The organism is Actinokineospora spheciospongiae (assembly GCF_003182415.1).
Classification (GTDB): domain Bacteria; phylum Actinomycetota; class Actinomycetes; order Mycobacteriales; family Pseudonocardiaceae; genus Actinokineospora; species Actinokineospora spheciospongiae.
In genome coordinates this window covers 94,779-119,952 of sequence record NZ_QHCP01000010.1, presented here as the reverse complement: position 1 = coordinate 119,952, position 25,174 = coordinate 94,779, and the positions used below count along the sequence as shown (strand labels likewise).

Genomic DNA, 25,174 nt, shown 5'->3' with positions numbered 1-25,174 from the left:
CTCGGTGTGGCCGGCCGCCAGGCCTGCGGTTGGTGAGGTGGTCGCCGGCTGTCGGGGACAGGCCCTAGTAGTCCGTGCGGTCCGCCTTGGTGTCCCAGGCGGTGAACGGGGACCGCTCGGTGCCGGTGCGCCGGTGGGTGACCCGCAGCGGCCACTCGGACCGGGGCAGGGCGAACACGTCGTAGAACACGCGGTCGTCGAAGCCCGCCCGTTCGGCGTCGTGGCGGTCGGCGGCGTAGAGGACCGCGTCCACCCGGGCCCAGAGGGCGGCCGACAGGCACAGCGGGCAGGGCTCGCACGAGCTGACCAGGACGCAGCCGGTCAGCTTGAAGTCGCCGACGGCCCGGCAGGCGGCCCGGATCGCCACCACCTCGGCGTGCGCGGTGGGGTCGAGGTCGGTGGTGACGCGGTTGACGCCGCTCGCGATGACCTCGCCCTCGCCCGGGCGGACCACCAGGGCGCCGAACGGGCCGCCGCCGTCGGCGACGTTGCGCTCGGCGAGGGCCACCGCTTGGCGGAGCCAGTCGTCCGGGGCGCTCACCGCGGCGACCCGCAAGGCCCGCCGGCCATGGCGTCGGTCACGGTCACCGCCGCCTCCCCGGGTGCCGGACCCGCCGTGAGCAGGGCCGTGGCGCTCTGTTCGCCTGCCGTTGTCCTGGACACCGATTCCGGGGTCATCGCCCACCTCGCTACGGTCGGGAAGTGGTCATCCTACCGATCGGTACACCGGGCGGCCGGTTTCGCGGTACTTGCCCGTCCGATAGTAGGACGTCAAACTAATACCGGTCCGTCGACGTCGTCGGTCCACCAGTGCCAACCCGGAGGTCTCCATGCCCGCCGACCTGCACCGCCCGGCCCACCCGGTGCGGTTCGTCACCGCGGCCAGCCTGTTCGACGGGCACGACGCGGCGATCAACATCATGCGCCGAATCCTGCAGTCGCAGGGGGCCGAGGTGGTCCACCTCGGGCACAACCGGTCGGTGCGCGAGGTGGTGACCGCCGCCATCCAGGAGGACGCGCACGGTGTGGCCATCAGCGCCTACCAGGGCGGGCACGTCGAGTACTTCAGCTACCTCGTCGAGCTGCTGGAGGAGAACGGCGCGGGCCACATCAAGGTCTTCGGCGGCGGTGGCGGCGTCATCGTGCCCGAGGAGATCAGGCTGCTGCACTCGCGCGGGGTGGCCCGCATCTTCTCCCCGGAGGACGGCCAGACCCTCGGCCTGCCCGGGATGATCAACTCGATGATCGCCGCCTGCGACACCGACCCGGCCACCCTGCCCGCCCCCGCCCCGGACGCCCTGCTCGCCGGGGACCACGCCGCCCTGGCCAGGACCATCAGCGCCATCGAGGCGGGCACCGTGCCCGCGGACCTGCGCGCCGCCCTCGACCGGCCGCACCGGCGGGTGCCGGTCCTGGGCATCACCGGCACCGGCGGCTCCGGCAAGTCCTCGCTGACCGACGAGCTGGTCCGCCGACTGCGCCTGGACCAGCAGGACAAGCTGCGGGTCGCGGTCATCGCCGTGGACCCGACCCGGCGCAAGGGCGGCGGCGCGCTGCTCGGCGACCGCATCCGGATGAACTCCCTGGACGGGGATCGGGTGTTCTTCCGGTCGCTGGCCACCCGCAGCGCGGGCTCGGAGGTGCCCGACGGGCTGGCCGACACCATCGCCGCCTGCCAGGCCGCCGGTCACGACCTGGTCATCGTGGAGACCCCCGGCATCGGCCAGGGCGACGCCGCGATCGTGCCGTTCGTCGACACCTCGCTGTACGTGATGACCCCCGAGTTCGGCGCCGCCTCGCAGCTCGAGAAGATCGACATGCTGGACTTCGCCGACGTGGTGGCGATCAACAAGTTCGAGCGCCGCGGCGCCGAGGACGCCCGCCGCGACGTCGCCCGCCAGCTCGTGCGCAACCGGGAGGCGTTCGGCCGGTCCTGGGAGGACATGCCGGTCTTCGGCACCAGCGCCGCCACCTTCAACGACGACGGCGTCACCGCCCTCTACCAGGAGCTGCGCACCCTGCTGGGGGAGAAGGGCGTCGCGTTCGGCGAGGGCGCGCTCCCGCACGTCGAGGGGCGCACCTCGACCTCCGCGGCCACCGTCGTGCCGCCGCAGCGCGCCCGGTACCTCTCCGACATCGCCGAGACCGTCCGCGGCCACCACCGCCGCACCGACGCCCAGGTCGACGCCGTCCGCGAGCGCGCCGCGCTCACCTTCACCCGCGACGCCCTGGCCCGGGCGGGCACCCCGACCGACGACGTGGACCGCCTCGCCGCCGAGGCCGCCCGCCGCGTCGACCGCGACACCGAGGACCTGCTGGCCCAGTGGCCCGCGACGGTCGAGCGGTACCGCGCGGAGGAACTGGTGGTGAAGATCCGCGACAAGGAGCTGCACACCCGGCTCTGGCGCGAGACGCTGTCCGGCAACAAGGTCCCGCGCGTCGCCCTGCCCCGGTTCGACGACGACGCCACGCTGGTGCGCTTCCTGCGCAAGGAGAACCTGCCCGGCGCTTTCCCGTTCACCGCGGGCGTCTTCCCGTTCAAGCGCGAGGGCGAGGACCCGGCCCGCATGTTCGCCGGGGAGGGCGACGCGTTCCGCACGAACCGCCGCTTCAAGCTGCTCTCCGAGGGCAACCCGGCGACCCGCCTGTCCACCGCGTTCGACTCGGTGACCCTCTACGGCCGCGACCCCGACACCCCGCCGGACGTCTACGGCAAGATCGGCACCTCCGGGGTGTCGATCGCGTCCCTGGACGACATGAAGGCCCTCTACGCGGGCTTCGACCTGACCTCGCCCACCACGTCGGTGTCGATGACGATCAACGGCCCGGCCCCGACCATCCTGGCCTACTTCCTCAACACCGCCATCGACCAGCGCGTGGACGCGTTCGTGGTCGAGCACGACCGCGAACCGTCCGAAGAGGAGCGGCGCGAGATCACCGCGTGGGCGCTGGCGAACGTGCGCGGCACGGTGCAGGCCGACATCCTCAAGGAGGACCAGGGCCAGAACACCTGCATCTTCTCCACCGAGTTCAGCCTGCGGATGATGGCCGACATCCAGGAGTGGTTCATCCGCAACCGGGTGCGCAATTTCTACTCGGTGTCCATCTCCGGCTACCACATCGCCGAGGCCGGGGCGAACCCGATCAGCCAGCTCGCCTTCACCCTGGCCAACGGCTTCACCTACGTCGAGTCGTACCTGGCCCGCGGCATGGACATCGACGACTTCGCGCCGAACCTGTCGTTCTTCTTCTCCAACGGCATGGACGCCGAGTACTCGGTCATCGGCCGGGTCGCCCGCCGCATCTGGGCGGTGGCCATGCGCGACCGCTACGGCGCCGCGGAGCGCTCGCAGAAGCTCAAGTACCACGTGCAGACCTCGGGCCGCTCCCTGCACGCGCAGGAGATGAACTTCAACGACATCCGCACCACCCTGCAGGCGCTGTGCGCGCTGTACGACAACGCGAACTCCCTGCACACCAACGCCTTCGACGAGGCGATCACCACCCCCACCGAGTCCTCGGTCCGCCGGGCCATGGCGATCCAGCTCATCATCAACAAGGAGTGGGGCCTGTCGATGAACGAGAACCCGCTGCAGGGTTCCTTCGTCATCGACGAGCTGACCGACCTGGTCGAGGAGGCGGTGCTGACCGAGTTCGACCGCATCTCCGACCGCGGCGGCGTCCTCGGCGCCATGGAGACCGGCTACCAGCGCGGTCGCATCCAGGACGAGTCGATGCTCTACGAGCACCGCAAGCACGACGGGTCGCTGCCCCTGGTCGGCGTCAACACCTTCCTGCCCGCCAGGGGCGAGGAGGACGAGGTGGTGGAGATCGAGCTGGCCCGCGCCACGGAGGCGGAGAAGAAGTCCCAGGTGGACCGCGTCCGCGCCTACCAGGCCGAGCACCGCGACGAGGCGGAGGAGGCGCTGGCCCGGCTGCGCGAGGTCGCGGGCACCGACGGCAACGTCTTCGAGGTGCTGATGGACGCGGCCAGGGTCTGCACCCTCGGTCAGATCACGACGGCGTTCTTCGAGGTCGGCGGCCAGTACCGGCGAAACGTCTGACGGCGAACCCGACGGCGTAGACGCCCACGCCGGTCAGCACCGCGCCCACCGGCAGGGTCACGACCAGCACGGCGCACGCGGTGGCCCCGAGCACGAACAGCGCTCGGGGCCACCGCCGTTCGTCCTCGGGTTGGCGCAACGCCGCCAGGTTGGCGATCGCGTAGTAGACGAGCACGCCGAACGACGAGAACCCGATCACCTGCCGCAGGTCCGCGACCAGGACCAGCGCGCTCACCACCACGGCGACGGCGACCTCCGCGTGGTGCGGCACCCGGTGGCGCGGGTGCACGGCGGCCAGCCACGGCGGCAGGTCCCGCTCCCTGGCCATCGCCATCGTCGTGCGCCCCACCCCGGCCACCAGGGCGAGCAGCGCCCCCAGGCTCGCCACGGCCGCCCCGACCCGCACCACGACGTCGAGCCCGGCCACCCCCGCGGTCGCGGTGGCCAGCGGGGCGCTGCTGCCCGCCAGCCGCTCGGCCCCCACCGCCGCCAAGGCGCTGACCCCGACCACCAGGTAGATCACCACGGTGATCCCGAGGGCGATGGTGATGGCGCGCGGAATGGTCTTCTGCGGTTCGACCACCTCTTCGCCCAATGTCGCCACCCGCGCATAACCGGCGAACGCGAAGAACAGCAAACCGGCCGATTGGAGAACCCCGTACGCACTGGTGTCGACGCCGCCCGCGGCCTCGGCACCCGGCCCGAGGTGCATCCCGATCACGATGACCGCCAACGCCGCCAGGCTGAGGCAGACGAGCACCCGGGTCAGCGCGGCGGTGCGGGTGATGCCGCGGTAGTTGAGCGCCGCCAGCGCGAGGACCGCGAGCACCGCCAGCCCGCGCTGCGCCCACCACGGCCCGGGGAGGGCGTAGGTGGCGAAGGTCAGCGCCATGGCCGCGCAGGACGCGGTCTTGCCCACCACGAACCCCCACCCGGCGGCGAACCCCCACCCCGGGCCGAGCCACCGGCGGCCGTGCGCGTAGGCGCCGCCGGAGGTGGGGTTGGCGGCGGCGAGCTGCGCGGAGGCCATCGCGTTGCAGAACGCCACCAGCGCGGCGAGGAGCAGCCCGAGGACCAGCCACCGCCCGGCCGCCGCCGCGGCGGGTCCGAACACGCTGAACACCCCGGCGCCGATCATCGACCCGAGCCCGAGCACCACCGCGTCCCCCAGGCCCAGCCGCCGGACCAGGCCGCCTGGCTCCGCTGGCCCGTCCGCACGCCCGAGCAGCCCCCGGACCCATCCGACCGCACGCCCCCGCCGGGGGCCCGAGTTCTCCACGGCCCACATCGTCCCGGACCGGGGTGGCGGGTGGGCGCGCGTGGCGCGGAACCCCCGCCGTGTTCACCGGGGACCACCGCGCCGGACTCCCGGGGGCCACGTCCCGGCAACGCCCGGCGCGCCCGCCGATTCGAGGTGAATGGGCACAGGGTTATCATTCAATTCCGACGTTCAGGGGGTCCCCGATCGGCGGGAAATTGTGAATCGACTTTCGAGTAGGTTTCCGGAGCTGACACTTTAGGTGTGTCTTAAGCCTCAGGGTTGGTCGTACCGAATGGTAATTCCGCACAGTGGCGGGGTGACTCTCACCGCACCCCGCCAGCTCCTGCAATCGACCGGTTCGCCCGGTGCGCGAATCCTCGGGTTCGGCGGCTTCCGCCCCGCGACCGCGGTCGGCAGCGCGGAGATCGCCGAGCGGTTCGGCCGCACCGGCGACTGGGTCCGGGAACGGACCGGCATCGTCTCCCGCCGCTTCGCCACCACCGAGACCCGGGAGTCGATGGCCGTCGCCGCGGCCATGCGGGCGCTGGAGCGGTCCGAAGTGGACGCCGCGGGGGTGGACCTGGTCGTGGTGGCGAGCTGCTCGGCGGATTCACCGCTGGTCGGGGTGGCCGCCGGGGTCGCCGCGGGCATCGGCGCGAACGGGGCCGCCGGGTACGACCTCAACGCCGCCTGCGCGGGCTTCTGCTACGCCCTGGCCGTCGCCGCGAGCGCGATCCGCGCGGGCTCGGCGCGGCGGGTGCTGGTGGTCGGCACGGAGAAGATGACCGACCTGGTCGACGAGGCCGACCTGGGCACCTCCATCATCTTCGGCGACGGCGCGGGCGCGGCGGTGGTCGCCGCCTCCGACGACCCGGACATCGGCCCCGTCGCCTGGGGCAGCGACGGCAGCCAGTCGGAGCTGATCGACGTCCCGGAGGGCGCCTCGACCCTGCGGATGCAGGGGCAGGCGGTGTTCCGCTGGGCCACCAACAACATCCACCCGGTGGCGCTGCGGGCCTGCGAACTCGCCGGGGTCGACCCCCGCCGCCTCGACGCGATCGTGCCGCACCAGGCCAACCTGCGCATCGTGGAAGCCCTGGCCCGCAAGATCGACGCCCCGGACGCGGTGATCGCCAGGGACGTGGTGGACGCGGGCAACACCTCCGCCGCCTCCATCCCGCTGGCCCTGGACCGCCTCCTGGCCGAGGGCGAGGTCAAGCCAGGCGGGCTGGCCCTGCTGATCGGCTTCGGCGCGGGCCTGGCCTACGCCGCCCAGGTCGTGCGCATCCCCGACTCGCTGCCGCTGGAGGCCTGAGCGCCGGGTTCAGCGCGCTCGGCCGATCACGTCGCGGTACCAGTGGTAGGAGTCCTTCGGGGTGCGGGTCTGCGTCGCGTAGTCCACGTGGACCAGTCCGAAGCGCTCGCGGTACCCGGCCGCCCACTCGAAGTTGTCGGTGGCGGCCCAGGCGAAGTAGCCGCGCACGTCCGCGCCGTCGGCCATGGCGCGGGCCAGCGCGCGCAGGTGCCCGTCGTGGTAGGCGACGCGGTCCGGGTCGGGCACGCGACCGTCGACCGGGTCCGGGTCGTGGTAGGAGCAACCGGATTCGGTGATGTACAACGGCGGCAGCGCCTCGCCGTAGCGGTCGGTGAACATCGCGACCGTCTCGCGGAGGCCGTCGGGGACCACCGGCCAGCCGAAGTCGGTCCTCGGGTACCCCTCGATGGGCCGGGGTTCGAACGGCAGGCCGGGCGGCAGCATCGCGCCCTCGACCACCGGCGTGCTGCCGCCGGTCGCCGCACCCACCAGCGCGGGCTGGTAGTAGTTGATGCCGAACCAGTCCAGCGGCGTCGAGATGACCTTGAGGTCCTCGACGACCGGACCCGGCATCAGCGCCGCCAGCTCCGGGGCCGGGTACCGCCCGCGCAGCACCGGGTCGGCGAACAACCAGTTGACCAGCGTGCTGTAGGTGTCGGCGGCGGCGACGTCCTCTTCGGCGTCCGAGGCGGCCCACACCGGGCTGTGGTTGCTGGCGATGCCGATGTTCGAGCAGCCCGCGGCCCGCAGCGCCTGCACCGCCAAACCGTGACCGAGCAACTGGTGGTGCGCGGTGGGCAGCGCCTCGAAACCCAGCTCCCGGCCCGGCGCGTGCTGCCCCAGCGCGTAGCCGAACATGGTGACGACGACGGGTTCGTTCAGCGGCATCCACATCCGCACCCGGTCGTGCAGCCGGTCGCCCACGACGGCGGCGTACTCGGCGAAGCGGGCGGCGGTGTCGCGCGACAGCCAGCCGCCCGCGTCCTCCAGGGCCTGCGGGGTGTCCCAGTGGAACAGGGTGGCGGCCGGGGCGATGCCCGCCGCGCACAGCTCGTCGACCAGGCGGTCGTAGAAGTCCAGCCCCGCCGGGTTGACCGCGCCCGCGCCGTCCGGCACGACCCGCGGCCAGGCGATGGAGAACCGGTACGCGCCCACCCCGAGGTCCCGCAGCAGGGCGATGTCCTCGGGGAAGCGGTGGTAGTGGTCGGCCGCGACGGCGCCGGTGTCACCGCCCTCGACCCGGCCGGGTTCGGCGCAGAAGGTGTCCCAGACCGAGCGGCCGCGCCCGTCCTCGTCGACCGCGCCCTCCACCTGGTACGCCGCCGAGGCGGCACCCCAGAGGAAGTCGGGCGGGAACGCGGGGAACGGCTCGGTCACGGGGGCCTCCTCGGACTAGCGGACACCCCTGATCCTGTAGACCAGCGTGGCGCCCAGCAACCCCACCGCCGCCGCCACCAGGTAGAGCGTCGGGTAGCCGCCCAGATGCGCCACGATCGGCGCGGCCACCACCGGGGAGAGCACCTGCGGCAGCGTGTTGGCGATGTTGATCACCCCGAGGTCCTTGCCCCGGTCGGCCGCGGCGGGCAGCACCTGGGTGACCAGGGCGAAGTCGACCGAGGTGTAGGTGCCGAAGCCGATGCCGAGGACCCCGGCGGCCAGCACCGCGCCCGGCCAGGTCGGCCAGGCCACCATCATCGCCGAGGCCACCGCCATGATCACCCCGGAGCCCATCACGAAGATCCGCCGCCTGCCGGTGCGGTCGGACCACACGCCGCCGACGACCACCGTGGACAGCAGGGCCACCGCGTACACCGAGGTCAGGACCAGCACCCCGCTCTCGGCGTCGACCAGGCCGACCTCGTCCTTGAGGTAGTACAGCAGGTAGAGCAGGGCCAGGGCGTTGCCCAGGTTCATCAGGAACCGGGTCAGCCACGCCCAGCCGAAGTCGGCGCCGAACCCGCGCGGCCAGAAGCCGCGGGCGAACGCGGCGGCGTCCCACGGGGGCCGCTCGGCCCGCGTCAGCCGCACGTCGCGGCGCAGCAGCACGAACGGCACCGTCGCCAGCACCACGAACACCGCGCACGCCAGGTACCCGCCGAGCACGCCACCGGTCGCCGCGCCGCCGCTCACCGCCAGACCGGTGCCGATGAGCACGCCCACGGTCTGCGCCAGCCCGAACCAACCGCCCGCCGCGCCCCGCCGGTCCACCGGCACCTGGTCGGGGATGGCCGCGGCCAGCGCGGCGAACTCGGCGTTCAGCGCCACCTGCACCACCGACCAGCCGAGGATCATCCCGCCGACCGACTCCGCGGTGGCCAGCAGCACCAGCCCGCCCGCCCCGCCGACGGCCCCGCCGAGCACCCACGGCAGCCGCCTGCCCCAGCGCCCGGTCGTGCGGTCCGACAGCGCCCCCCACAGCGGGTTCGCCACCATCGAGCACAGCGCGCCGACCCCCGCCACCAGCGCCAGCACCGACGCCTTCGACTCGGCGGAGACCAGTTCGGCCTGCCGGGCCAGCAGGATCTGGATCGGTCCGAAGAACCCGACGTTCACCGCCAGCGCGGCGAACGCCAGCGCCGCGGTCCACCGCTTGGGCGGCGGCAGCGTCGGCGCTGCGGCGGGCGCGGAGCCCGGGCGCGCGTTCGCGGTCATGCGGCCTCCGGTGGGGACGGTCAGCGGCTCGGCGGGGCAGGACGCATCAGGATGGGTCGGCATCGGGAATCCAGTCAAGGGCGGGCGGGGACGAACTCCCCCGGTCGTTCGCGCAGGCCGAGCAGCCACTGCACCGCCTGCGCGCAGCGCGCCGCGGCCAACCCGTCCCCGAACGGGTTGCCGTCCGCCACCCGCTGCTCCGGGATGGCCGGGCGGCGGCTGAGCACGAGCTTCTCGGTGATCCGGGCGACCACGGCGCGGTCGGCGCCCGCCGCCCACGGGTAGCCGGGGCGGCTCGGCTCGGTCCAGGTGCCGGACTCCCCGCCCACCACGAGCGCCGACACCCCGAAGCTGGGCGACTGCTCGGCCAGGGTCACCGAGTCGGTCACCACCGCCGCGGCCGTCGACAGCAGCCCGAGCAGGCACGGCTGCGGCAGCGGGTCGGTGATCGTGACCCGCACCAGCCTGCCCAGCGCCTCCTCGGCCCGCGCCCGCAGCCCACCGGTCGCGGGCAGCACGACCTCCAGGTCCGGCGTGGCCAGCACCAGGTCGCAGATCCCGTGCAGCACCGCGTCCACCGCCGAGGCGGACCAGTTCGCCGCCTCCAGCACCACCGGCACCAATCGGCTGTACCCGGCGGCCACCGCGTCGGCCAGTTGCCGCACCCTGGGATCGGCGTGCGCCACCCGCCGCTCGACGGCGTCGAGCGCCGCGTCGACGGCGGTGCTGCCCACGGTGACCACCTTGGGCCCGGTGTGCGCTTCCTGGGCCAGGTTCGCCGTCGCCTCCGGCGTCGCCGCCAGGTGCAGCGAGGACACCTGGGCGATCAACCGCCGGTGCCCCTCCTGCGGGAACGGCGCGGTCAGGTCGAACGACCGCACCCCCGCGTCCAGGTGCACCACCGGCACCCGCCGCCAGAAAGCGGCCATCGCCGCACTGAACGCCGTCGCCGAGTCCCCCTGCACCACCACCGCGTCCGGCAACCGGTCGGCGAAGGCCCGGTCGAGCCCCGCGAGCAACTGCGCGGCAGCGGCGGTGGTGGGCTGCCCGTCGGCGGCCAGCGCCACGGTCACGTCGGTCCCCACCCGGAACTCCGCCAGCGCCGCCGTCGCCGCCCCCGCCCCGTGACCGCACACCAGCACCACCGGCCGCACCCGCCCCCCGGCCGCCATGGCCCCCGCGAGCGGCGCGATCCGCACGGCCGCCCCCGCGTCCCCCACCACCAGGCACACCTCGGGCACCCGGCCGGGCGGGCACGGCGCGGGCAACGGAACCAGGGTGTTCACCACCGCACCCCTTCCTTCCGCCCACACCGACCTTCGTCAGCGGTATAGCGCGCGACCGGCCCGACGTTACCGCCGGTCGGGGCGGGTTTCTCGGTGAAACACCCACCTGATCGGGTGGCACCCCGAACCACGGAGCGCCACCTCCTTCACCCGATCGAATCCACGCGCACGATGACAGGAACCGGCCCCGGAACCACCGGATCGACTCACCCCGGCCACATCGGTGACCCGCACCCCCACCAGCCCGCCACCCGGAAACTTCCGCACGCACCACCACCCCACCAACCGCTCCAGCCCCCAAGCCACCCGCCCCGGTCTCCACTCCGAACCCACCGCCGCAACGCCAACCACCGGCCCGGCGGCCAGCCACTCCGAACACCATCGGGCGCAGCCGCCAAACACCCCACCAACCGCCAGCCCGGCGGCCGGCCACACGAACCCCCATCGGGCGCAGCGAAAGCCAGCCACCCCGCCAACCGCCGGCCTGGCGGCCGGCCACACGAACCCCCATCGGGCGCAGCGAAAGCCAGCCACCCCGCCAACCGCCGGCCTGGCGGCCAGCCACCCGCAACCTCACCGGGCGCAGCCGGCGACCACCCCGCCAACCGCCGGCCCGGCGCCAGAATGCCCGGGTGGGTGGATGTGCTTGGGTGGGGGAAGCGATCATGTGCAAGCCTGCCTGGGCAGTGGGGCACTCTTTTCGCCCCACTCGGTCACACCAGGCACATGATCGCTGTAGGGGCCCCGCCCAAGCAGATCCACCCACCCGGGCACGCCCCGAAAACGACCGGGCCCTTGAACCACAGCCACGGCTGAGCAAGAAGCCCTGCCCGGGCACGCCCAACAAACGACCGAGCTTTGAAACCACGGCACGGCTGAGCAGGTCCACCCGGGCACGCCCAACAAACGACCGGGCTTTGAAACCACGGCTCGCCAGCCAGGTCAAGCACTCAAGCGAACGCTTGCGCGCAACTCACCCCTGCCCCCGCCGGGTGTTCTGCAACCGAGTCGCGTAGACAGCCGCCTCTGTCCGCCGATCGAACCCCAACTTGTGCAGCAGAGTCGACACGTAGTTCTTCACGGTCTTCTCCGCCAGGTACAACGCCCCCGCGATCTGCCGGTTCGTCATCCCCTCGGCGATCAGGTCCAGGATCTTCCGCTCCTGCGGGCTCAACGTCGTGTACCGGGGGTCCTCGACCCGGCCACCCCGCAACCGGTCCAGCACGGTCGCCGTCACCCCCGCGTCCAGCAGCGAACCCCCCGCCGCGAGCGTGCGCACGGCGGAGACCAGGTCGTTGCCGCTGACCTGCTTGAGCATGTACCCGGCCGCGCCCGCCATGATCGCGCCGAAGAGCGCTTCGTCGTCGGAGAACGACGTCAGCATCAGGCAGGCGGGCGGTGGGTCCACCAGGGACCGGATCTCCCGGCACACCGTGACGCCCTCGCCGTCGGGCAGCCGCACGTCCAGGATGGCCACCCGCGGTCGCACCGCCGGGATGCGCGCCAGCGCCTGCGCGGCGGTGGCGGCCTCGCCGACCACGTCGATGTCCGGTTCCACCTCCAGCAGTTGCCGCAAGCCGCGCCGGACCACCTCGTGGTCGTCCAGCACGAACACCGAGATCGTCATGCGTGCTCCTCCGCCCCTCGCGCCGCCGCGGTGGACGTCCACCCCAGCGGTACCGACCAGTCCACTCTCGTCCCCCCGACGTCGGCCGGTCCGACCACGCACCGCCCGGACCAGCGCCGCGCGCGCTGGGCCATGTTGGCCAGCCCGCTGCGGTGGGCGAGCCCCTCGGGCACCCCGCGGCCGTCGTCGTGCACCAGCAGTTCCAGCCGGGTCGCCCGGCGGTCCACCGCCACCGTCACCTGCACCGCCGCCGCGTCCGCGTGCCGGACCACATTGGACAGCGACTCGCGCAGGGTGGCGATCAGGTCCAGCGCGATGTCGGCGGGCACCACCGAGTCCAGCGGTCCCTCCAGCCGCACGGTCGGCTCGTAGCCCAGCGACACGGTCGCGTCGGAGATCACCCGCAGGATGTCCGAGCGCAGGCTGTAGGGGCCGTTCGCGGGCTGCTGCAGGGAGAAGATGCTGCGCCGCAGTTCGCGGATGGTCTGGTCGATCTCGGCGATGAACCCGGTGATCTGCTCCGGGGTGTTCGCCGCGGCCGGGTCGCGGCGCAGCCCCTGCAAGCCCAGGCCCAGGGCGAAGAGCCGCTGGATCACCAGGTCGTGCAGGTCGCGGGCGATCCGGTCGCGCTCCTCGAACAGCGCCAGCCGCTGCTTGTCGCGTTGCGCCTCGGCGAACCCCATCGCCAGCGCGGCGTGCGTGCCGTAGTCGAGCACCATCCCCAGGTCGGACTCGTCGAACGGCGCGGCGCCGCGGTCGCGGGCCACGATGAGCACCCCGGCCGGGGTGCGCCCGCCGGTGAGCGGCACCAGCACCGCGGGCCCCAGTTCGCTGATCTCGGGCGGCAGCGACCGGAACGTCTGCGCCGACCGGCTCAGCGTCGCCTCGGCGACCTCGGTGACCGACCGCGGCCTGCCGGTGCTGAACACGTCGCCGGTGAGGCTGTCGACGGTGACCATCCTGGTGCCGGTCAGCTCCTCGCGCAGCCGACCGTCCACCGCGCGCAGCACCATGTGCCCCGGCCCGTCCGGCACGGCCACGATCGCCACCGCCGCGGCCGCGATCTCCCTGGCCCGGCGCACCAGCAGCGCCAACCCCTCGTCCTCGCCGCCCCCGCCGGTGCGCAGCACGGCGGTGACCTCGGTGGTGGCCACCAGCCAGCGCTCCCGGCGCTGGCTCAGCTCGTAGTGCCGGGCGTTGGTCACGGCCATGCCCGCCGCGGCGGCCAGCGCGACCACCACGTCCTCGTCCTCGTCGGTGAACGCCCGCCCGTCGGCCTTGTCCGCCAGGTACAGGTTCCCGTAGACCTGCTCGCGCAACCGGATCGGCACGCCGAGGAAGGAACCCATCTCCGGGTGGCCGGGCGGGAAGCCCGCGGCGGCCGGGTGGTCGCGCAGCTCGTCGATGCGCAGCGGGCCGGTCTGCCCGCCCACCACGCCCAGCACGCCCCGGCCGGTGGGCAGGGCGCCGATGGCCGCGCGCACGTCATCGGGGACGCCCGAGTGCAGCAGCTCGGTCAGTTCGCCGTCGGGCCCGAGGACGCCGAGCGCGCCGTAGCGGGCGCCGACCAGTTCGCAGCCCACCGCCACGACGCGGCGCAGCACGTCGGGCAGGGACAGGTCGCTGGCCACCGACAGCACCGCGCCGAGCAGGTGGCGCATCCGCTCGTGCGACATCTCCGCGGCCACGGCCCGGTCGACCAGGCCGCGGAAGAGCGCGTCGCGGGCCAGGTGCGGGGCCTGCGGTTCCGTCCGGTCGGCAGGCGGGTCGACGGCCGGGCGGCGCCGCGGGTCGTGGGGCACCGGGTCGTTGTCCGCCGCGTCGTGGTTCACGGTGGCACCGGGCTCGGCGCCCGGTCCGCCCATGTCACCCACACCCGTGTCCAGCGCGGCCTCCCACCCGTCTCGGCGAAACCGACCCCCGCGCCCGGTGCGCGTCGGGCGGTGGCGGCCCGGTCAGCGCCCGCGGAGGTCCAGGCGGCACGCGTAGACGCCCGTCGTGGGCGTGATCGGTGGGAAAAGGATCGCGGACTTCCCGCCGCCGCGCAAGATCGGGCGCGGAATGTCACCTCAATGCCGGGTGGTTGCCATTCGCCGCGCCACTTCTCTTGTCGGTGGGTATTTTTCGGAATTCGGGAAAGGAAGCACGGAACGTCATTCGTCGCGCTGTCCCGCCGGGCTCAGCCAGCGCAGCGACCACCGGCCGGGGCCGCCGCGCAGCACCGTCCGCGACAGCGGCACCACGTCGATGCGCCAGTACGCGGCCGGGTCGGCGCCGAGGGCGTGCACCAGCGCCGCGCGCACCACCGACGGGTGCGTCACCGCCACCACCGGCGCCGGGTCGGTGGGCCGCTCGTCGAGCCAGCCGCCCACCCTGGCCACCAGGTCGGCCAGCGACTCGCCGCCGTGCGGGGCCGCGGCCGGGTCGGTCAGCCACCGGGTGACCGCGGCGGGTTCGGCCGCCGCCACCTCGTCGAGGGTGCGCCCCCGCCAGGCACCGAAGTCCAGGTCCCGCAGCCGGTCGTCCACCGAGGCCGCCAGCCCCAGCGCGGTGGCGGTCTGCGCGCACCGGGTCTCCGGTCCGCGCAGCGCCACCGCCACCCGGCCCAGCCCGGCGGTGGACACCGGCCCCGGGTCCGACAGCGGTTCGTCGACCGGGAACGCGGCCACCCGCGTGGCGGCGGTGGGGCCGTGGCCCACCAGGGTCAGCCGATTACCCACCGGCACCCCTTGAGCTGGACGGATGATGTTGCCCACCGCGGACGCGGGCGCGTTGACACTGCAAGCGGCGCTCCCATAGGTTTCGGGACTGACCGAGATGGTATGGGGAAGCCGGTGTGATCCCGGCACGGCCGCGCCACTGTGATGGACCGGGCAACCGCTCCACAGTCAGACCCCCAGCCATCGACACCCCTGGACCCATCGGGCCGCGTGCAGCCTGAGGAGGCACCCCATGACGACGCATGCCGTCGCCACCCCCGTCCCCGTTCCCGTCAGCATCCCGGTGCGGCAGATCCTGCCGTACGCGCTCTTCGTCGGGATCATCTCGCTGATCGCGCTCTACTTCGTCGGCGCCGAGCAGGGCGCGCTCGCCGTGTTCGACGGCACCTACGTGCACGAGCTCGTCCACGACGCCCGCCACCTGCTGGGCTTCCCGTGCCACTGAGCGAGACCGGAACCGATCGAGCGGCCACCTCGGCCGCGCTGGACGTCCGCTCGTTGCTGGTGTGGGGCCTGCTCGCAGGCCTGCTCGGCGGTGTCCTCGCCTTCGGGTTCGCCGAGGCGTTCGGCGAACCGTCGGTGGACACCGCCATCTCCCTGGAGGAGCAGGGCGGCGCCGCGGAGCACTCGCACGACGACGGCGCCGCGGCAGGCCACAGCCACGGCGAGGAGGGCGCGGAGGAGGAGGTCGTCTCCCGGTCGTTCCAGTCCACCGGCGGCCTCGCCATCGGCACCGTCGTCTACGGGTTGGGCCTCGGCGGCCTGTTCGGGCTGGCGTTCGCCTTCGCCTACGGGCGGCTGGGCACCGCGAGCCCGCGCGGCACCGCCGTGGCCGTGCTGGGCATCGGCTACACCGCGGTCGTGCTGGTCCCGTTCCTGACCTACCCGGCGAACCCGCCCGCGGTGGGCCGGGGCGAGACCATCGGCGAGCGCACCGGCCTGTTCTTCGGCATGGTCGGCATCTCGCTGGTGCTCGCCCTGGTGGCCGTGGTCGTGGGCCGCAAGCTGGCCCAGCGGCTCGGCGGGTGGACTGCGGTCCTGGTCGCCGGGCTCGGCTACCTGGTGCTGGTGACGGTGGCGGCCAAGCTGCTGCCGGACTTCCAGGAGGTCCCCGACGGCTTCCCCGGCGCCACGCTGTGGGAGTTCCGGATCGCCTCGCTGGGCACCTCGGCGGTGCTGTGGGCGGGCATCGGGATCGGCTTCGCGGCGCTGCTGCACCGCGGGCTCACCCGCGCCCGCTAGACCATTCGCACCACTGAACCCCCGTCCTCGGCGCGAGGACGGGGGTTCAGTGCTTCCCCCGGAGTGAAAGGTTCGTTGGCGGGGTCAGGCCGTGTAGCGGCGCACGGTCTCCGGGTGGATGACAACGCGGAGCAGGTCGGTGGCCAGCATCGCGGCGAGGTCGTCGGCCCGGTCCGGGCCGTCGGGGCTCCAGTAGCGGGCGGCGAGGCGGGAACACAGTCCATGCGCCCCGTCGGTCTCCACCGTGGTGCGGCCGACGATGGACACCCAGCGCTCGCGTTCACCCACCGGGGCCGCGACGACGATCGCGGCGCGCGGGTCGCGGCTCAGGCGCCGCACCTTCAACGAGCCCGGCTCCGTGAAGAACTGGACCTTCCCCTCGGCGGTGGTCTCGAACCACACCGGTCGGGGCTGCACCGGTTGCGGTGCCCCGGCCACGGACAGGAACCCGTGCAGGGGGCGGGCGAGGAAGTCGAGGTCCTCGGTGGTCAGGGAACTGGTGGCGGTGCTCATCGCGGTCCTCTCAGCGGGGGTGGGGGTCAGCGCTGCCAGGCGCCCGCCGCCGCGGCCCGCACGGCGTAGTCCTCGAAGGTCCGGGGTTCACGCCCCAGCACGGTGGCGACCCCGTCCGCCGTCTCGGCGATGATCCCGCTCTCCATCAGCACGAACATCTCGGCGACGTGGTGGGCGTCGGCCTCGGCCCAACCCTGCTCGACCAGTGCCGCGGTGTACTCGGCGGGGGAGACCTGCTTGTAGGTGATGGGCAGCCCGGACGCCCGGGAGATCAGTTCGGTGGCCTCGGCGAAGGTCAGTGCGCGCGGCCCGGACAGCTCGTAGACCTTCCCGGCGTGCCCGTCGGGCTCGGTCAGCACCGCGGCCGCGACGTCGGCGACGTCCTCCAGGTCGATGAACGGCTCGGGGACCGCACCGGCCGGGAGCGCCAGCTCGCCCGCGACCAGCGGGGCGTGGAAGAGGTCTTCGTCGAAGTTCTGGTCGAAGTTCGACGGCCGCAGGACGGTCCAGTCCAGTGCCGAGCCGCGCACGGCGTCCTCGGCCGAGCGCATGTCCAGCCCGAACGCGGAGTCGCCCCAGGTGTCGGCGCCGCGCCCGGAGAGCAGGACCAGCCGCCGCACGCCCGCGGCCTCGGCCCGCGCCACGAACCCGTGCACCGGCCCGGGCACCGTCGGGGCCACCACGTAGGCGGCGGTGACGCCCGCCAGCACCGCGTCCCAGCCGTCGGGGTCGGCCCAGTCGAAGCCGGTCGAGCTGGACCGGGAGGCGGCGCGCACCGGTGTGCCGCGCAGCCGCAACCGGGCGGCGACCCGCCTGCCGGACTTGCCGGTGGCACCGAGGACGAGGGTGTTGTCGTTGCGCATGACAGGAATTCAACGGCACCGCCTTGGACGAATCCATGGGCAAGAAGCTGGATTGCCTTTGTGATCGTCTAACCTCGGTGGGGTGGACGCGTTCGGAGACCTCTTCCGGGGGATGCGGGCCCAGGGCTCGCTGTTCGCAGGCACGACCCTGTCGCCGCCCTGGTCGCTGCACTTCGTCGACGGTGCGCCGCTGACGCTGTGCACCGTCCTCGGCGGGGCGGGCTGGATCGTGCCGGAGGGCCACCCGCCCGAGCGGTTGCGCGCGGGGGAGACGGTCATCGTGCGGGGCCCCGCGCCGTTCACCTTCGTCGACGAGGTCGGCACCTCGGCCGAGCCGGTCGCCTGCGGTGAGCACTGCACGACGCCCGAGCAGGGCGGGACCCGGCACCGGCGCGGCTGGAACGACGACAGTTGCGGCGACCCCGGTGCGGGCGCGACGACGCTGATCGTCGGCGCCTACCCGGTGCGCGGCGAGATCAGCCGCAGGCTGCTGGACGCGCTGCCGGTCGTGCTGCGGGTGGCCCCCGGCGGCGGGTCCGACGCCGTGCTGGACCACCTCGCCGCCGAGGTCGCCGTCGACACCCCGGGCCAGCAGGTGGTCCTCGACCGGTTGCTGGACTGGCTGCTGGTCTGCTCGGTGCGCGAGTACTTCGACCGGCCCGGCGGTGAGCCGCCCGCCTGGTACGCCGCCCAGCGCGACCCCGTGGTCGGCGGCGCGCTGCACCTGCTGCACGCCGAACCGGCGGCGCCGTGGACGGTCTCCGCGCTGGCCGACCGGGCCGGGGTGTCGCGCTCCACCCTGGCGAAGCGGTTCGCCGACCTGGTCGGTGAACCACCGCTGACCTACCTGACCCGCTGGCGCATGGCGCTCGCGGCGGACCTGCTGGTCGAGCGCGAGGCGACGACCGTCGCCGAGGTCGCCCGCACGGTGGGCTACTCCGACGCGTTCGCGTTCAGCGCGGCGTTCAAGCGGACCCGGGGCGTGAGTCCGAGCGAGTTCCGCCGTTCCGACCCCCTCCCGGGGGTGGGAGGTGATCGGCGAGCAGTTGCGCCAAGTGCCGGGAGGAGCCTCCGGTCAGGTCGCTGACCTGGGTGCGGCAGGAGAAGCCGTCGGCGAGGACCGGGCGGGGGCGGGCGCGCAGGGCGGGCAGCAGGGCGGTTTCGGCGACGGCCACCGACACCTCGTAGTGGCCGCGTTCGACGCCGAAGTTCCCGGCCAGCCCGCAGCAGCCGCCGACCGCCTCCACCCGCGCGCCCGCCCGGCGCAGCAGGGCGGCGTCGGTGTCCCAACCCAGGGTGGCCCGGTGGTGGCAGTGGGGTTGGGCAACCACGTCCACATCGGACAGATCGGGCGGCGACCAGCCGGGGGTGGCGGTCAGCAGCTCGGCGAGGGTGACGGTGAGGGCCTTGACGCGGTGGGCCCGGGGGTCCTCGGGCAGCAGGTCGACGGCGTCACCGCGCAGGACGGCGGTGCAGGAGGGCTCCAGGCCGACGATGGGGATGCCGTCGACGATGGCGGACCCCAGGGCGTCGAGGGTGTGGCGGAGCCTGCGGCGGGCACCGTCGAGCTGGCCGGTGGTGATCCAGGTCAGGCCGCAGCAGACCTGGCGGATGGTCAGCTCCACCGCGTACCCGGCCGACTCCAGCACCCGGATCGCGGCGACGCCGACCTCCGGGGCGAACGCCTCGGTGAACGTGTCGACCCACAGCAGCACGCGCCGACCCGACACCTCGGGCCGACCGGCGGCGACACGCCGGAATCGGTGCCGGGCGAAGCGGGGCAGGCCCCGGCGGCTGTCGATCCCGGCGAGGCGCTTGACCAGCGGATTGTCCAGGACGGCGTTGGCCAGGCGGGGCAGCCTGCCCGCCACGGCGGCGGCGCGCGGGAGCCAGCCCAGGGTGTAGTGGGTGATCGGGCGCAGCCTGCGCCGGTAGCGGTGGTGCAGGACCTCGGCCTTGTACGTGGCCATGTCCACCCCCGCCGGGCAGTCGCGGGCGCACGCCTTGCAGGACAGGCACAGGTCCAGCGCCTCGTGCACGGCCGGGTCCGCCCAGCCGCGCACCAGGTCGCCGCGCACCATCTCCTGCAACAGGCGGGCACGGCCCCGGGTGGAGTGCTGCTCGGCGCCGGTGGCCAGGAACGACGGGCACATGGCGCCCCCGGTCGCGGTCAGGTCCGCCCGGCAGCGGCCCACGCCGACGCAGCGGTGCACCGCCCGGGTGAGGTCACCGGAGTCGTGCGGGAGGGCGAAACCGCCCCCGGGCACCACCGGCAGCTCCGGCCCGACCCGCAGGTCCGCGTCCACCGGGGCCGGGTCGACCAGGACGCCGGGGTTGAGCCCGCCGCCGGGGTCCCACACCGCCTTGACCCGCGCCGCGACGGCCAGCGCCTCGGCGGAGTACACCCGCGACAGCAGTTCCCCGCGCGCCCGCCCGTCGCCGTGCTCCCCCGACAGCGACCCGCCGTGGGCGGCGACCAGGTCGGCGGCGTCCAGCAGGAACGCGCGGGTGCGGGCCGCACCGCCGGGGGAGCGCAGGTCGAAGTCGAAGCGGCCGTGCACGCACCCGTCGCCGAAGTGGCCGTAGAGCAGGCCGTCGTAGTGGTGCTGCGCCAGCAGGGCGTCGAGGTCGCGCAGGTAGGCGCCCAGCCGCTCGGGCGGCACGGCGGCGTCCTCCCAGCCGGGCCACGCGTCCGCCCCGCCGGGGGTGCGCCCGGCGAGGCCGACACCGTCGGAGCGGATGCGCCACAGCGCGGCGATCTCACCCGCCCCGGTCAGCACCCGCCCGTCCACCGCGCCCGCTCCCGCCAGGACCTCCAGCGCCCGCTGCCGCGCCTCGGCCGGGGTCGCGCCACCGGTCTCCACCAGCAGCCACCCCGCGCCGCGCGGCAGGTCCGGCACGCCCGCCTGCCCGCGCCGGGCGGTGACCACGTCGACCAGGCGCCGGTCCATGCCCTCCACCGCCAGCGGGCCCAGCGCGACCAGCGCGGGCGTCGCGTCGGCGGCGGTGGGCATGTCCGGGTAGCCCAGGACCGCCAGCGCCCGGGCGGCGGGCGCCTCGGCCAGCGCCACCGTGGCGTCGAGGACCACGGCCAGCGTGCCCTCGGAACCGACCAGCGAGCCGACCACGTCGAAGCGCCGCTCCGGCAGCAGCGCGTCGAGCGGGTACCCGGAGGCCTGCCGGGGGAAGCGGCCGTACTCGGTGCGCACCACGGCCAGGTCGGCACCGACCACCGCGCGCAGCCGGGCGTCGAGGTCGGGGTCGGAGGTGCCGGTGCGCCCGGCGGTGAGCGGGCTGCCGTCGGCGCGCAGCAGCCGGGCGGACACGACGTTGTCGCGGGTGTTGCCCCAGGCCACCGCGTGCGCGCCGCAGGCGTTGTTGCCGATCATGCCGCCGAGGGTGCAGCGGTCGGCGGTGGAGGGGTCCGGGCCGAACAGCAGCCCGTGCGGGCGCACCGCGGCCTGCAACGCCGCCTGCACCACCCCCGCCTGCGCGGTCGCGGTCCGCGCGGCCGGGTCGACGTCGGTGATCGCGGTCAGCGCGGTGAGGTCGAGCACCACCCCGGGGCCGATGGCGTTGCCCGCCACCGACGTGCCCGCCCCGCGCGCGGTGACCGGCAGTCCCAGCTCGTGGCAGCGCCCCAGCACCTCCGCCGCGTGCCCGGCGGAGGCCACCCGCACGACGGCGGCGGGTGGCACCCGGTAGTTGGAGGCGTCCGACGAGTACAGCGCCCGGGTGGCGTCGTCCACGGCGACGCACGGGCCGAGCAGCTCGCGCAACCGGTCGAGCGGGTCCACGGCGCTCCCTCGCTGGTTCGGGCACGGCTCCCGGGGACCGCGACCCCGGACCACCATGGGACCACGACCGCCCGCGCTGACCGCTCCGGGTTCGCCGACCACCTCCCCGCGGTGGCGGACCACCGCGGGGAGGTTCACCGCCTCAGCGCCCCCGGGCCCAGATCAGCGTGATCGCGTCGATCACCAGTTGCCGATCGATGCCCATGGCCACGACCAGCGCGATGACCCCGGTGAACACGACGACCAGGAGGCCCATCAGCCGCAGGGCGGGCCCGTTCGAGTCGAGCACGAGCCTGCCCCAGGCCATCACCTGGTCGGCGGGTCGCTTCTCGTCCTGATCCTGCGCCCGTTCGGGCGAATTCCGGTGTTTCCGGCGATTAATCCGCCGGTTGTCTCCTACGCTCACTGGTGCTGGTGTCCTTCTGCGTGTGGTGGTTGGGGTACTGGCACCGCGGCCCCCTGTGACAGCAGGGGGCCGCACTGTTTCCGAGGCTGATATTAACCACACGACCGCTTTGGCCACCGTTACCGGTGCGCCGCAATGTCAATCCCGATTACTCGATGTTCCACAGTGGACAGTCGGAAGGCCTTTCGCCTTTAGTGCCGGGTGAATGATAAACATTGTCACGCTCGGTGAATGTCCATTAACTGACCGTTGCATGTCGATTACTCGGGTGTCACGATGGGCTTTCGGGTGGTCCGGGCTCTTGAGGGGGAGTCATGCGCGGTGCGGGTGGTTCGGGATGGGTGCGCTCGCGGCGGTGCGGGCGGCAGTTCGACTGCGTGGAGGTGAACCTGCGGATGTCCCCGCGGGTGGCGTTCCGGGATTCCAAGGCGCCGCAAGCCGGGGTGCTGGCGCTGTCCGGTTCCGCGCTTCCCGCTCTGGTGGCCTACCTGCGGCAGCATGCAGTCGACTAATCGTGTTCGCTCGACCGGGGGGTGCGCGACGGCATTCCCTTCCCAGAGTGACTACTCTCGGTTTCGTTCATCAATCCGAGCGATACGGAGCGGGCACAAAAGTGGGATTCGACACGGTGGGGCAACTCGGTCGGGATTTGCGCGCTCTCCGCGAGGCCGCTGGACTGACCCAGATCCAGATGGCGGCGATGCTCCCGTGCAGCCAGAGCAAGATCAACAAAATCGAGGTGGGGGAGACCAGGGTCACCGTCAAGGACCTGCACCGGGCGATCGAACTGTTGGACGCGCACGGCGCGGACACCGACGAGATGCTCGTGCGCGCCAAGGACCTGGAGGCCAACCACCAGCGGCGCTCCCGGTTGGCGGACGAGAAGTCGAACCACTTCCGCAGGTTGCGCGGTGAGGAGCAGGAGGCCGACGAAATCCTCGCGGTGACCGGCGACCGCTTCCCCGGCCTGCTGCACTCCGAGGACTACATGCGCGACCTGTTCAGCACCGACGGTGCGGGCAAGCTCGACGCCCGGGTCGCGGCTCGGGCCGAGCGCGCTCGGTTGTACGACCGCACGCCCGCGCCCCACCACCGGGTGCTGCTCGGGGAGGGGGCACTGGTCCGATTGGTGCGGTCCAAGCCCGCAGCGGTGGCGGCAGCGCAGTTGCGCCACCTCGTCGACATGGTCGGGCGGTACCCGACGCTGCACCTGCGCGTGCTGGCCTTCGACGCGGAGGTGCCCGTGCTGCCCAACGACTTCACCGTGCTCTGCTTCCGCGACGGCAGGCCGAACCTCGGCTACCAGGAGACCCCGGTCGACGCGCGGATCATGACCAAGAAGGCCGACGTGGCCGCGCTCATCCGCGAGTGGCACGAGGTGGCGGAGAAGGCGCTCAGCGAGGAGGACTCGCTGGCGCTGCTGACCGAGGAGCTCGCGCGGCTGCCGTGACGAAGCGGTGGATCGACCCGGGGTTCCCGGCCGGGTGGGTGTGCAGGTAGGACGCGTGCACGCCCAGGCGGGTGTGGCCCTCGCGGTGCGGTGCGCCGGTGGCGTCGCGCCAGGCCCAGGTGGGCGGGTCGCCGTGGGCGGGCAGGACGCGGGTGCGGTGGAACTCGTGGCCGTGGACGCGGGTGCCGACCGCGTGCAGCGCGGTGTCGGCGGTGGCGACGGCCTCGCGGTAGCCCAGGGTCAGCCGCGCGGTCATCTCCGCCTCGGCGGGCAGCACCCCGCACATCGGGTGACCGTCCAACTTGGACACCAGGTAGAGCAGGCCGCCGCACTCGGCGTGCACCGGGGCGCCGGTGGCGGCCAGGTCGGCCACGGCGTGGCGCAGGGGTTCGTTGGCGGACAGGGCTTGCGCGTGCGCCTCGGGGAAACCGCCGGGCAGCACCAGCGCGGCGGTGCCCGGGGGCAGCGCGGTGTCGTGCAGCGGGTCGACCACGGCCACCTCGGCGCCCGCCGCGCGCAGCAGCTCCACGTGCTCGGCGTAGCCGAAGGTGAACGCCGGTCCACCCGCGACCGCGATCACCGGGGGCTGGGCCGCCATGACCGGACCGGCGGACTCCGCCAGCTCCGCCGCCGCGTCCCAGGCCGGGCCGTCGAGGTCGGGGGCCGAGCGGGCCAGCCGGACCACCGCGTCGAGGTCCACCGAGGACTCCACCAGGTCGCCCATGGCGGCCACCGCGCGCACCGCCTCGGCGCCGCGCTCCACGGCGGGCACCAGGCCCAGGTGCCGGGACGGGACGTCGACCTCGCCCGCCCGGCGGACCGCGCCCAGCACCGGCAGGCCCACGTCCAGGCACGCCTCGCGCAGCACCTCCTCGTGCCGGTCGGAACCGACCTGGTTGAGCACCACCCCCTCGATCCGCACCCCCGGCCGGTAGGAGCGGAACCCGTGCAGCAGCGCGGCGATGCTCGTGCTCTGCCCCCGGCAGTCCACGACCAGCAGCACCGGCGCGGACACCAGCCCGGCCACGTGCGCGGTCGAGCCGAACCCGCCCGCCTCGACGTGGTGGCCGATGCGGCCGTCGAACAGGCCCATCACGCCCTCGACGACCGCGATGTCCGCGCCCGCCGCGCCGTGCCGGAACAGCGGGGCGACGCGGTGCTCGCCGACCAGGACCGGGTCGAGGTTGCGGCCGGGGCGACCGGCGGCGACGGTGTGGTAGCCGGGGTCGATGTAGTCCGGGCCGACCTTGAACGGCGCCACCCGGTGCCCGCGCCGCCGCAGGGCCGCCACCAGGCCGGTCGCGATGGTCGTCTTGCCGCTGCCCGACCCCGGGGCGGCCACGACCAGGCGGGCTACCACTCGATGCCCCGCTGGCCCTTGGTGCCCGCGTCCATCGGGTGCTTGACCTTGGTCATGCGCGTGACCAGGTCGGCGTGCTCGACCAGCGCCTCCGGGGCGTCCCGGCCGGTGATCACCACGTGCTGGTGCCCCGGCCGGTCGCGCAGGGTGGCCACGACCTCGTCCACGTCGATCCAGCCCCACTTGAGCGGGTAGGTGAACTCGTCGAGCACGTACAGGTCGTGGGTCTGCGCGGCCAGCCGCCGGGCGATCTCCGCCCAGCCCTCGCGGGCGGCGGCGGCGTGGTCGTCGGAGTCGCCCTGCTTGCGCGACCACGACCACCCGGCGCCCATCTTGTGCCACTGCACCGGGCCGCCCTCGCCGGTCTCGGCGTGCAGCCGCCCCAACGCCAGGAACGCGTTCTCCTCGCCGACCTTCCACTTCGCCGACTTCACGAACTGGAACACCCCGATGTCCCAGCCCTGGTTCCAGCCGCGCAGCGCCAGGCCGAACGCGGCGGTGGACTTGCCCTTCATCTCCCCGGTGTGCACCACGACCAGTGGCCGGTTGCGGCGCTGGCGCGTGGTCAGCCCGTCCTGCGGCACCACCGACGGCTTGCCCTGCGGCATCGTCGGACCC

The 25,174-nt window shown here is 73.8% G+C and carries 20 protein-coding genes, 1 pseudogene and 1 riboswitch; of the genes and pseudogenes, 7 read left to right on the top strand and 14 right to left on the bottom strand.

Features of this window, described 5'->3' with window-relative positions:
• Positions 1-64: 64 nt before the first annotated feature.
• On the bottom strand, positions 65-541 hold the full coding sequence (locus DFQ13_RS24175) for a nucleoside deaminase (protein ID WP_233438556.1): 477 nt from the start codon (positions 539-541) through the stop codon (positions 65-67).
• 289 nt (positions 542-830) lie between these two features.
• Here DFQ13_RS24175 and icmF point away from each other — a divergent pair, with 289 nt between their 5' ends.
• Positions 831-4,064 (top strand): fused isobutyryl-CoA mutase/GTPase IcmF, encoded by a 3,234-nt coding sequence (gene icmF, locus DFQ13_RS24170; protein ID WP_110081470.1) that lies wholly within the window; start codon positions 831-833, stop codon positions 4,062-4,064.
• Here the strand turns inward: icmF and DFQ13_RS24165 are convergent.
• Complete coding sequence (locus DFQ13_RS24165; protein ID WP_035280483.1) at positions 4,015-5,292, bottom strand: APC family permease; 1,278 nt, start codon at positions 5,290-5,292, stop codon at positions 4,015-4,017. The genes icmF and DFQ13_RS24165 overlap by 50 nt on opposite strands.
• A 349-nt stretch (positions 5,293-5,641) precedes the next feature.
• Here DFQ13_RS24165 and DFQ13_RS24160 point away from each other — a divergent pair, with 349 nt between their 5' ends.
• Positions 5,642-6,640: a beta-ketoacyl-ACP synthase 3 gene (locus DFQ13_RS24160; protein ID WP_233438555.1), complete on the top strand. Its 999-nt coding sequence runs from the start codon at positions 5,642-5,644 to the stop codon at positions 6,638-6,640.
• A gap of 9 nt (positions 6,641-6,649) precedes the next feature.
• On the opposite strand, the gene DFQ13_RS24155 is transcribed toward DFQ13_RS24160, so the two are convergent.
• The 6 genes from DFQ13_RS24155 to DFQ13_RS24130 form a co-directional block, all read right to left on the bottom strand.
• On the bottom strand, positions 6,650-8,017 hold the full coding sequence (locus tag DFQ13_RS24155; RefSeq protein ID WP_110081468.1) for a GH1 family beta-glucosidase: 1,368 nt from the start codon (positions 8,015-8,017) through the stop codon (positions 6,650-6,652).
• A 15-nt stretch (positions 8,018-8,032) separates the two neighbouring features.
• Positions 8,033-9,292, bottom strand: coding sequence for an MFS transporter (locus DFQ13_RS24150; RefSeq protein ID WP_110081467.1), 1,260 nt, complete (start codon positions 9,290-9,292; stop codon positions 8,033-8,035).
• A gap of 74 nt (positions 9,293-9,366) precedes the next feature.
• Complete coding sequence (locus DFQ13_RS24145) at positions 9,367-10,578, bottom strand: UDP-N-acetylglucosamine 2-epimerase (RefSeq protein ID WP_146241346.1); 1,212 nt, start codon at positions 10,576-10,578, stop codon at positions 9,367-9,369.
• Between the two features lie 973 nt (positions 10,579-11,551).
• Entirely contained in the window at positions 11,552-12,205 is a 654-nt protein-coding gene (locus tag DFQ13_RS24140) for a response regulator (protein WP_110081466.1), read from the bottom strand.
• A complete protein-coding gene (locus tag DFQ13_RS24135) occupies positions 12,202-14,070 on the bottom strand; it encodes a GAF domain-containing sensor histidine kinase (RefSeq protein WP_110081465.1) in 1,869 nt (622 codons plus the stop codon). The genes DFQ13_RS24140 and DFQ13_RS24135 overlap by 4 nt, the downstream gene beginning before the upstream one ends.
• A gap of 288 nt (positions 14,071-14,358) precedes the next feature.
• A complete protein-coding gene (locus tag DFQ13_RS24130; protein WP_233438554.1) occupies positions 14,359-14,925 on the bottom strand; it encodes a histidine phosphatase family protein in 567 nt (188 codons plus the stop codon).
• A gap of 60 nt (positions 14,926-14,985) precedes the next feature.
• A riboswitch (cobalamin riboswitch) is annotated at positions 14,986-15,141 on the top strand.
• 16 nt (positions 15,142-15,157) lie between these two features.
• On the opposite strand from DFQ13_RS24130, the gene DFQ13_RS24125 reads away from it, so the two are divergent.
• The gene (locus DFQ13_RS24125) at positions 15,158-15,370 is read left to right on the top strand and encodes a CbtB domain-containing protein (RefSeq protein ID WP_035278397.1); all 213 of its coding nucleotides are present in this window, start codon (positions 15,158-15,160) and stop codon (positions 15,368-15,370) included.
• Positions 15,361-16,167, top strand: coding sequence for a CbtA family protein (locus tag DFQ13_RS24120; protein ID WP_110081463.1), 807 nt, complete (start codon positions 15,361-15,363; stop codon positions 16,165-16,167). Before DFQ13_RS24125 ends, DFQ13_RS24120 begins: the two co-directional genes overlap by 10 nt.
• Positions 16,168-16,251: 84 nt before the next feature.
• On the opposite strand, the gene DFQ13_RS24115 is transcribed toward DFQ13_RS24120, so the two are convergent.
• Complete coding sequence (locus tag DFQ13_RS24115) at positions 16,252-16,680, bottom strand: pyridoxamine 5'-phosphate oxidase family protein (RefSeq protein ID WP_110081462.1); 429 nt, start codon at positions 16,678-16,680, stop codon at positions 16,252-16,254.
• A gap of 26 nt (positions 16,681-16,706) precedes the next feature.
• The gene (locus DFQ13_RS24110) at positions 16,707-17,543 is read right to left on the bottom strand and encodes an NAD(P)H-binding protein (protein ID WP_110081461.1); all 837 of its coding nucleotides are present in this window, start codon (positions 17,541-17,543) and stop codon (positions 16,707-16,709) included.
• Positions 17,544-17,625: 82 nt separating this feature from the next.
• On the opposite strand from DFQ13_RS24110, the gene DFQ13_RS35260 reads away from it, so the two are divergent.
• Positions 17,626-18,630, top strand: a complete 1,005-nt coding sequence (locus DFQ13_RS35260; RefSeq protein ID WP_110081460.1) for an AraC family transcriptional regulator — start codon at positions 17,626-17,628, stop codon at positions 18,628-18,630.
• A gap of 895 nt (positions 18,631-19,525) precedes the next feature.
• On the opposite strand, the pseudogene DFQ13_RS35255 reads toward DFQ13_RS35260, so the two are convergent.
• Positions 19,526-21,397, bottom strand: a pseudogene (locus tag DFQ13_RS35255) (FAD-binding and (Fe-S)-binding domain-containing protein); the annotation flags it as partial.
• 85 nt (positions 21,398-21,482) lie between these two features.
• On the bottom strand, positions 21,483-21,746 hold the full coding sequence (locus tag DFQ13_RS33260; protein WP_146241345.1) for a hypothetical protein: 264 nt from the start codon (positions 21,744-21,746) through the stop codon (positions 21,483-21,485).
• A 341-nt stretch (positions 21,747-22,087) separates the two neighbouring features.
• Between DFQ13_RS33260 and DFQ13_RS34085 the strand changes: the two genes are divergently transcribed.
• Together DFQ13_RS34085 and DFQ13_RS24095 are read left to right on the top strand one after the other, a co-directional pair.
• Entirely contained in the window at positions 22,088-22,258 is a 171-nt protein-coding gene (locus DFQ13_RS34085; protein WP_161784414.1) for a DUF397 domain-containing protein, read from the top strand.
• A 2-nt stretch (positions 22,259-22,260) separates the two neighbouring features.
• The gene (locus DFQ13_RS24095; RefSeq protein WP_267897666.1) at positions 22,261-23,196 is read left to right on the top strand and encodes a helix-turn-helix domain-containing protein; all 936 of its coding nucleotides are present in this window, start codon (positions 22,261-22,263) and stop codon (positions 23,194-23,196) included.
• On the opposite strand, the gene DFQ13_RS24090 is transcribed toward DFQ13_RS24095, so the two are convergent.
• A complete protein-coding gene (locus DFQ13_RS24090; RefSeq protein ID WP_110081458.1) occupies positions 23,141-24,556 on the bottom strand; it encodes a cobyrinate a,c-diamide synthase in 1,416 nt (471 codons plus the stop codon). The genes DFQ13_RS24095 and DFQ13_RS24090 overlap by 56 nt on opposite strands.
• Positions 24,550-25,164, bottom strand: a complete 615-nt coding sequence (cobO, locus tag DFQ13_RS24085; protein ID WP_110081457.1) for a cob(I)yrinic acid a,c-diamide adenosyltransferase — start codon at positions 25,162-25,164, stop codon at positions 24,550-24,552. The genes DFQ13_RS24090 and cobO overlap by 7 nt, the downstream gene beginning before the upstream one ends.
• Between the last annotated feature and the right edge of the window lie 10 nt (positions 25,165-25,174).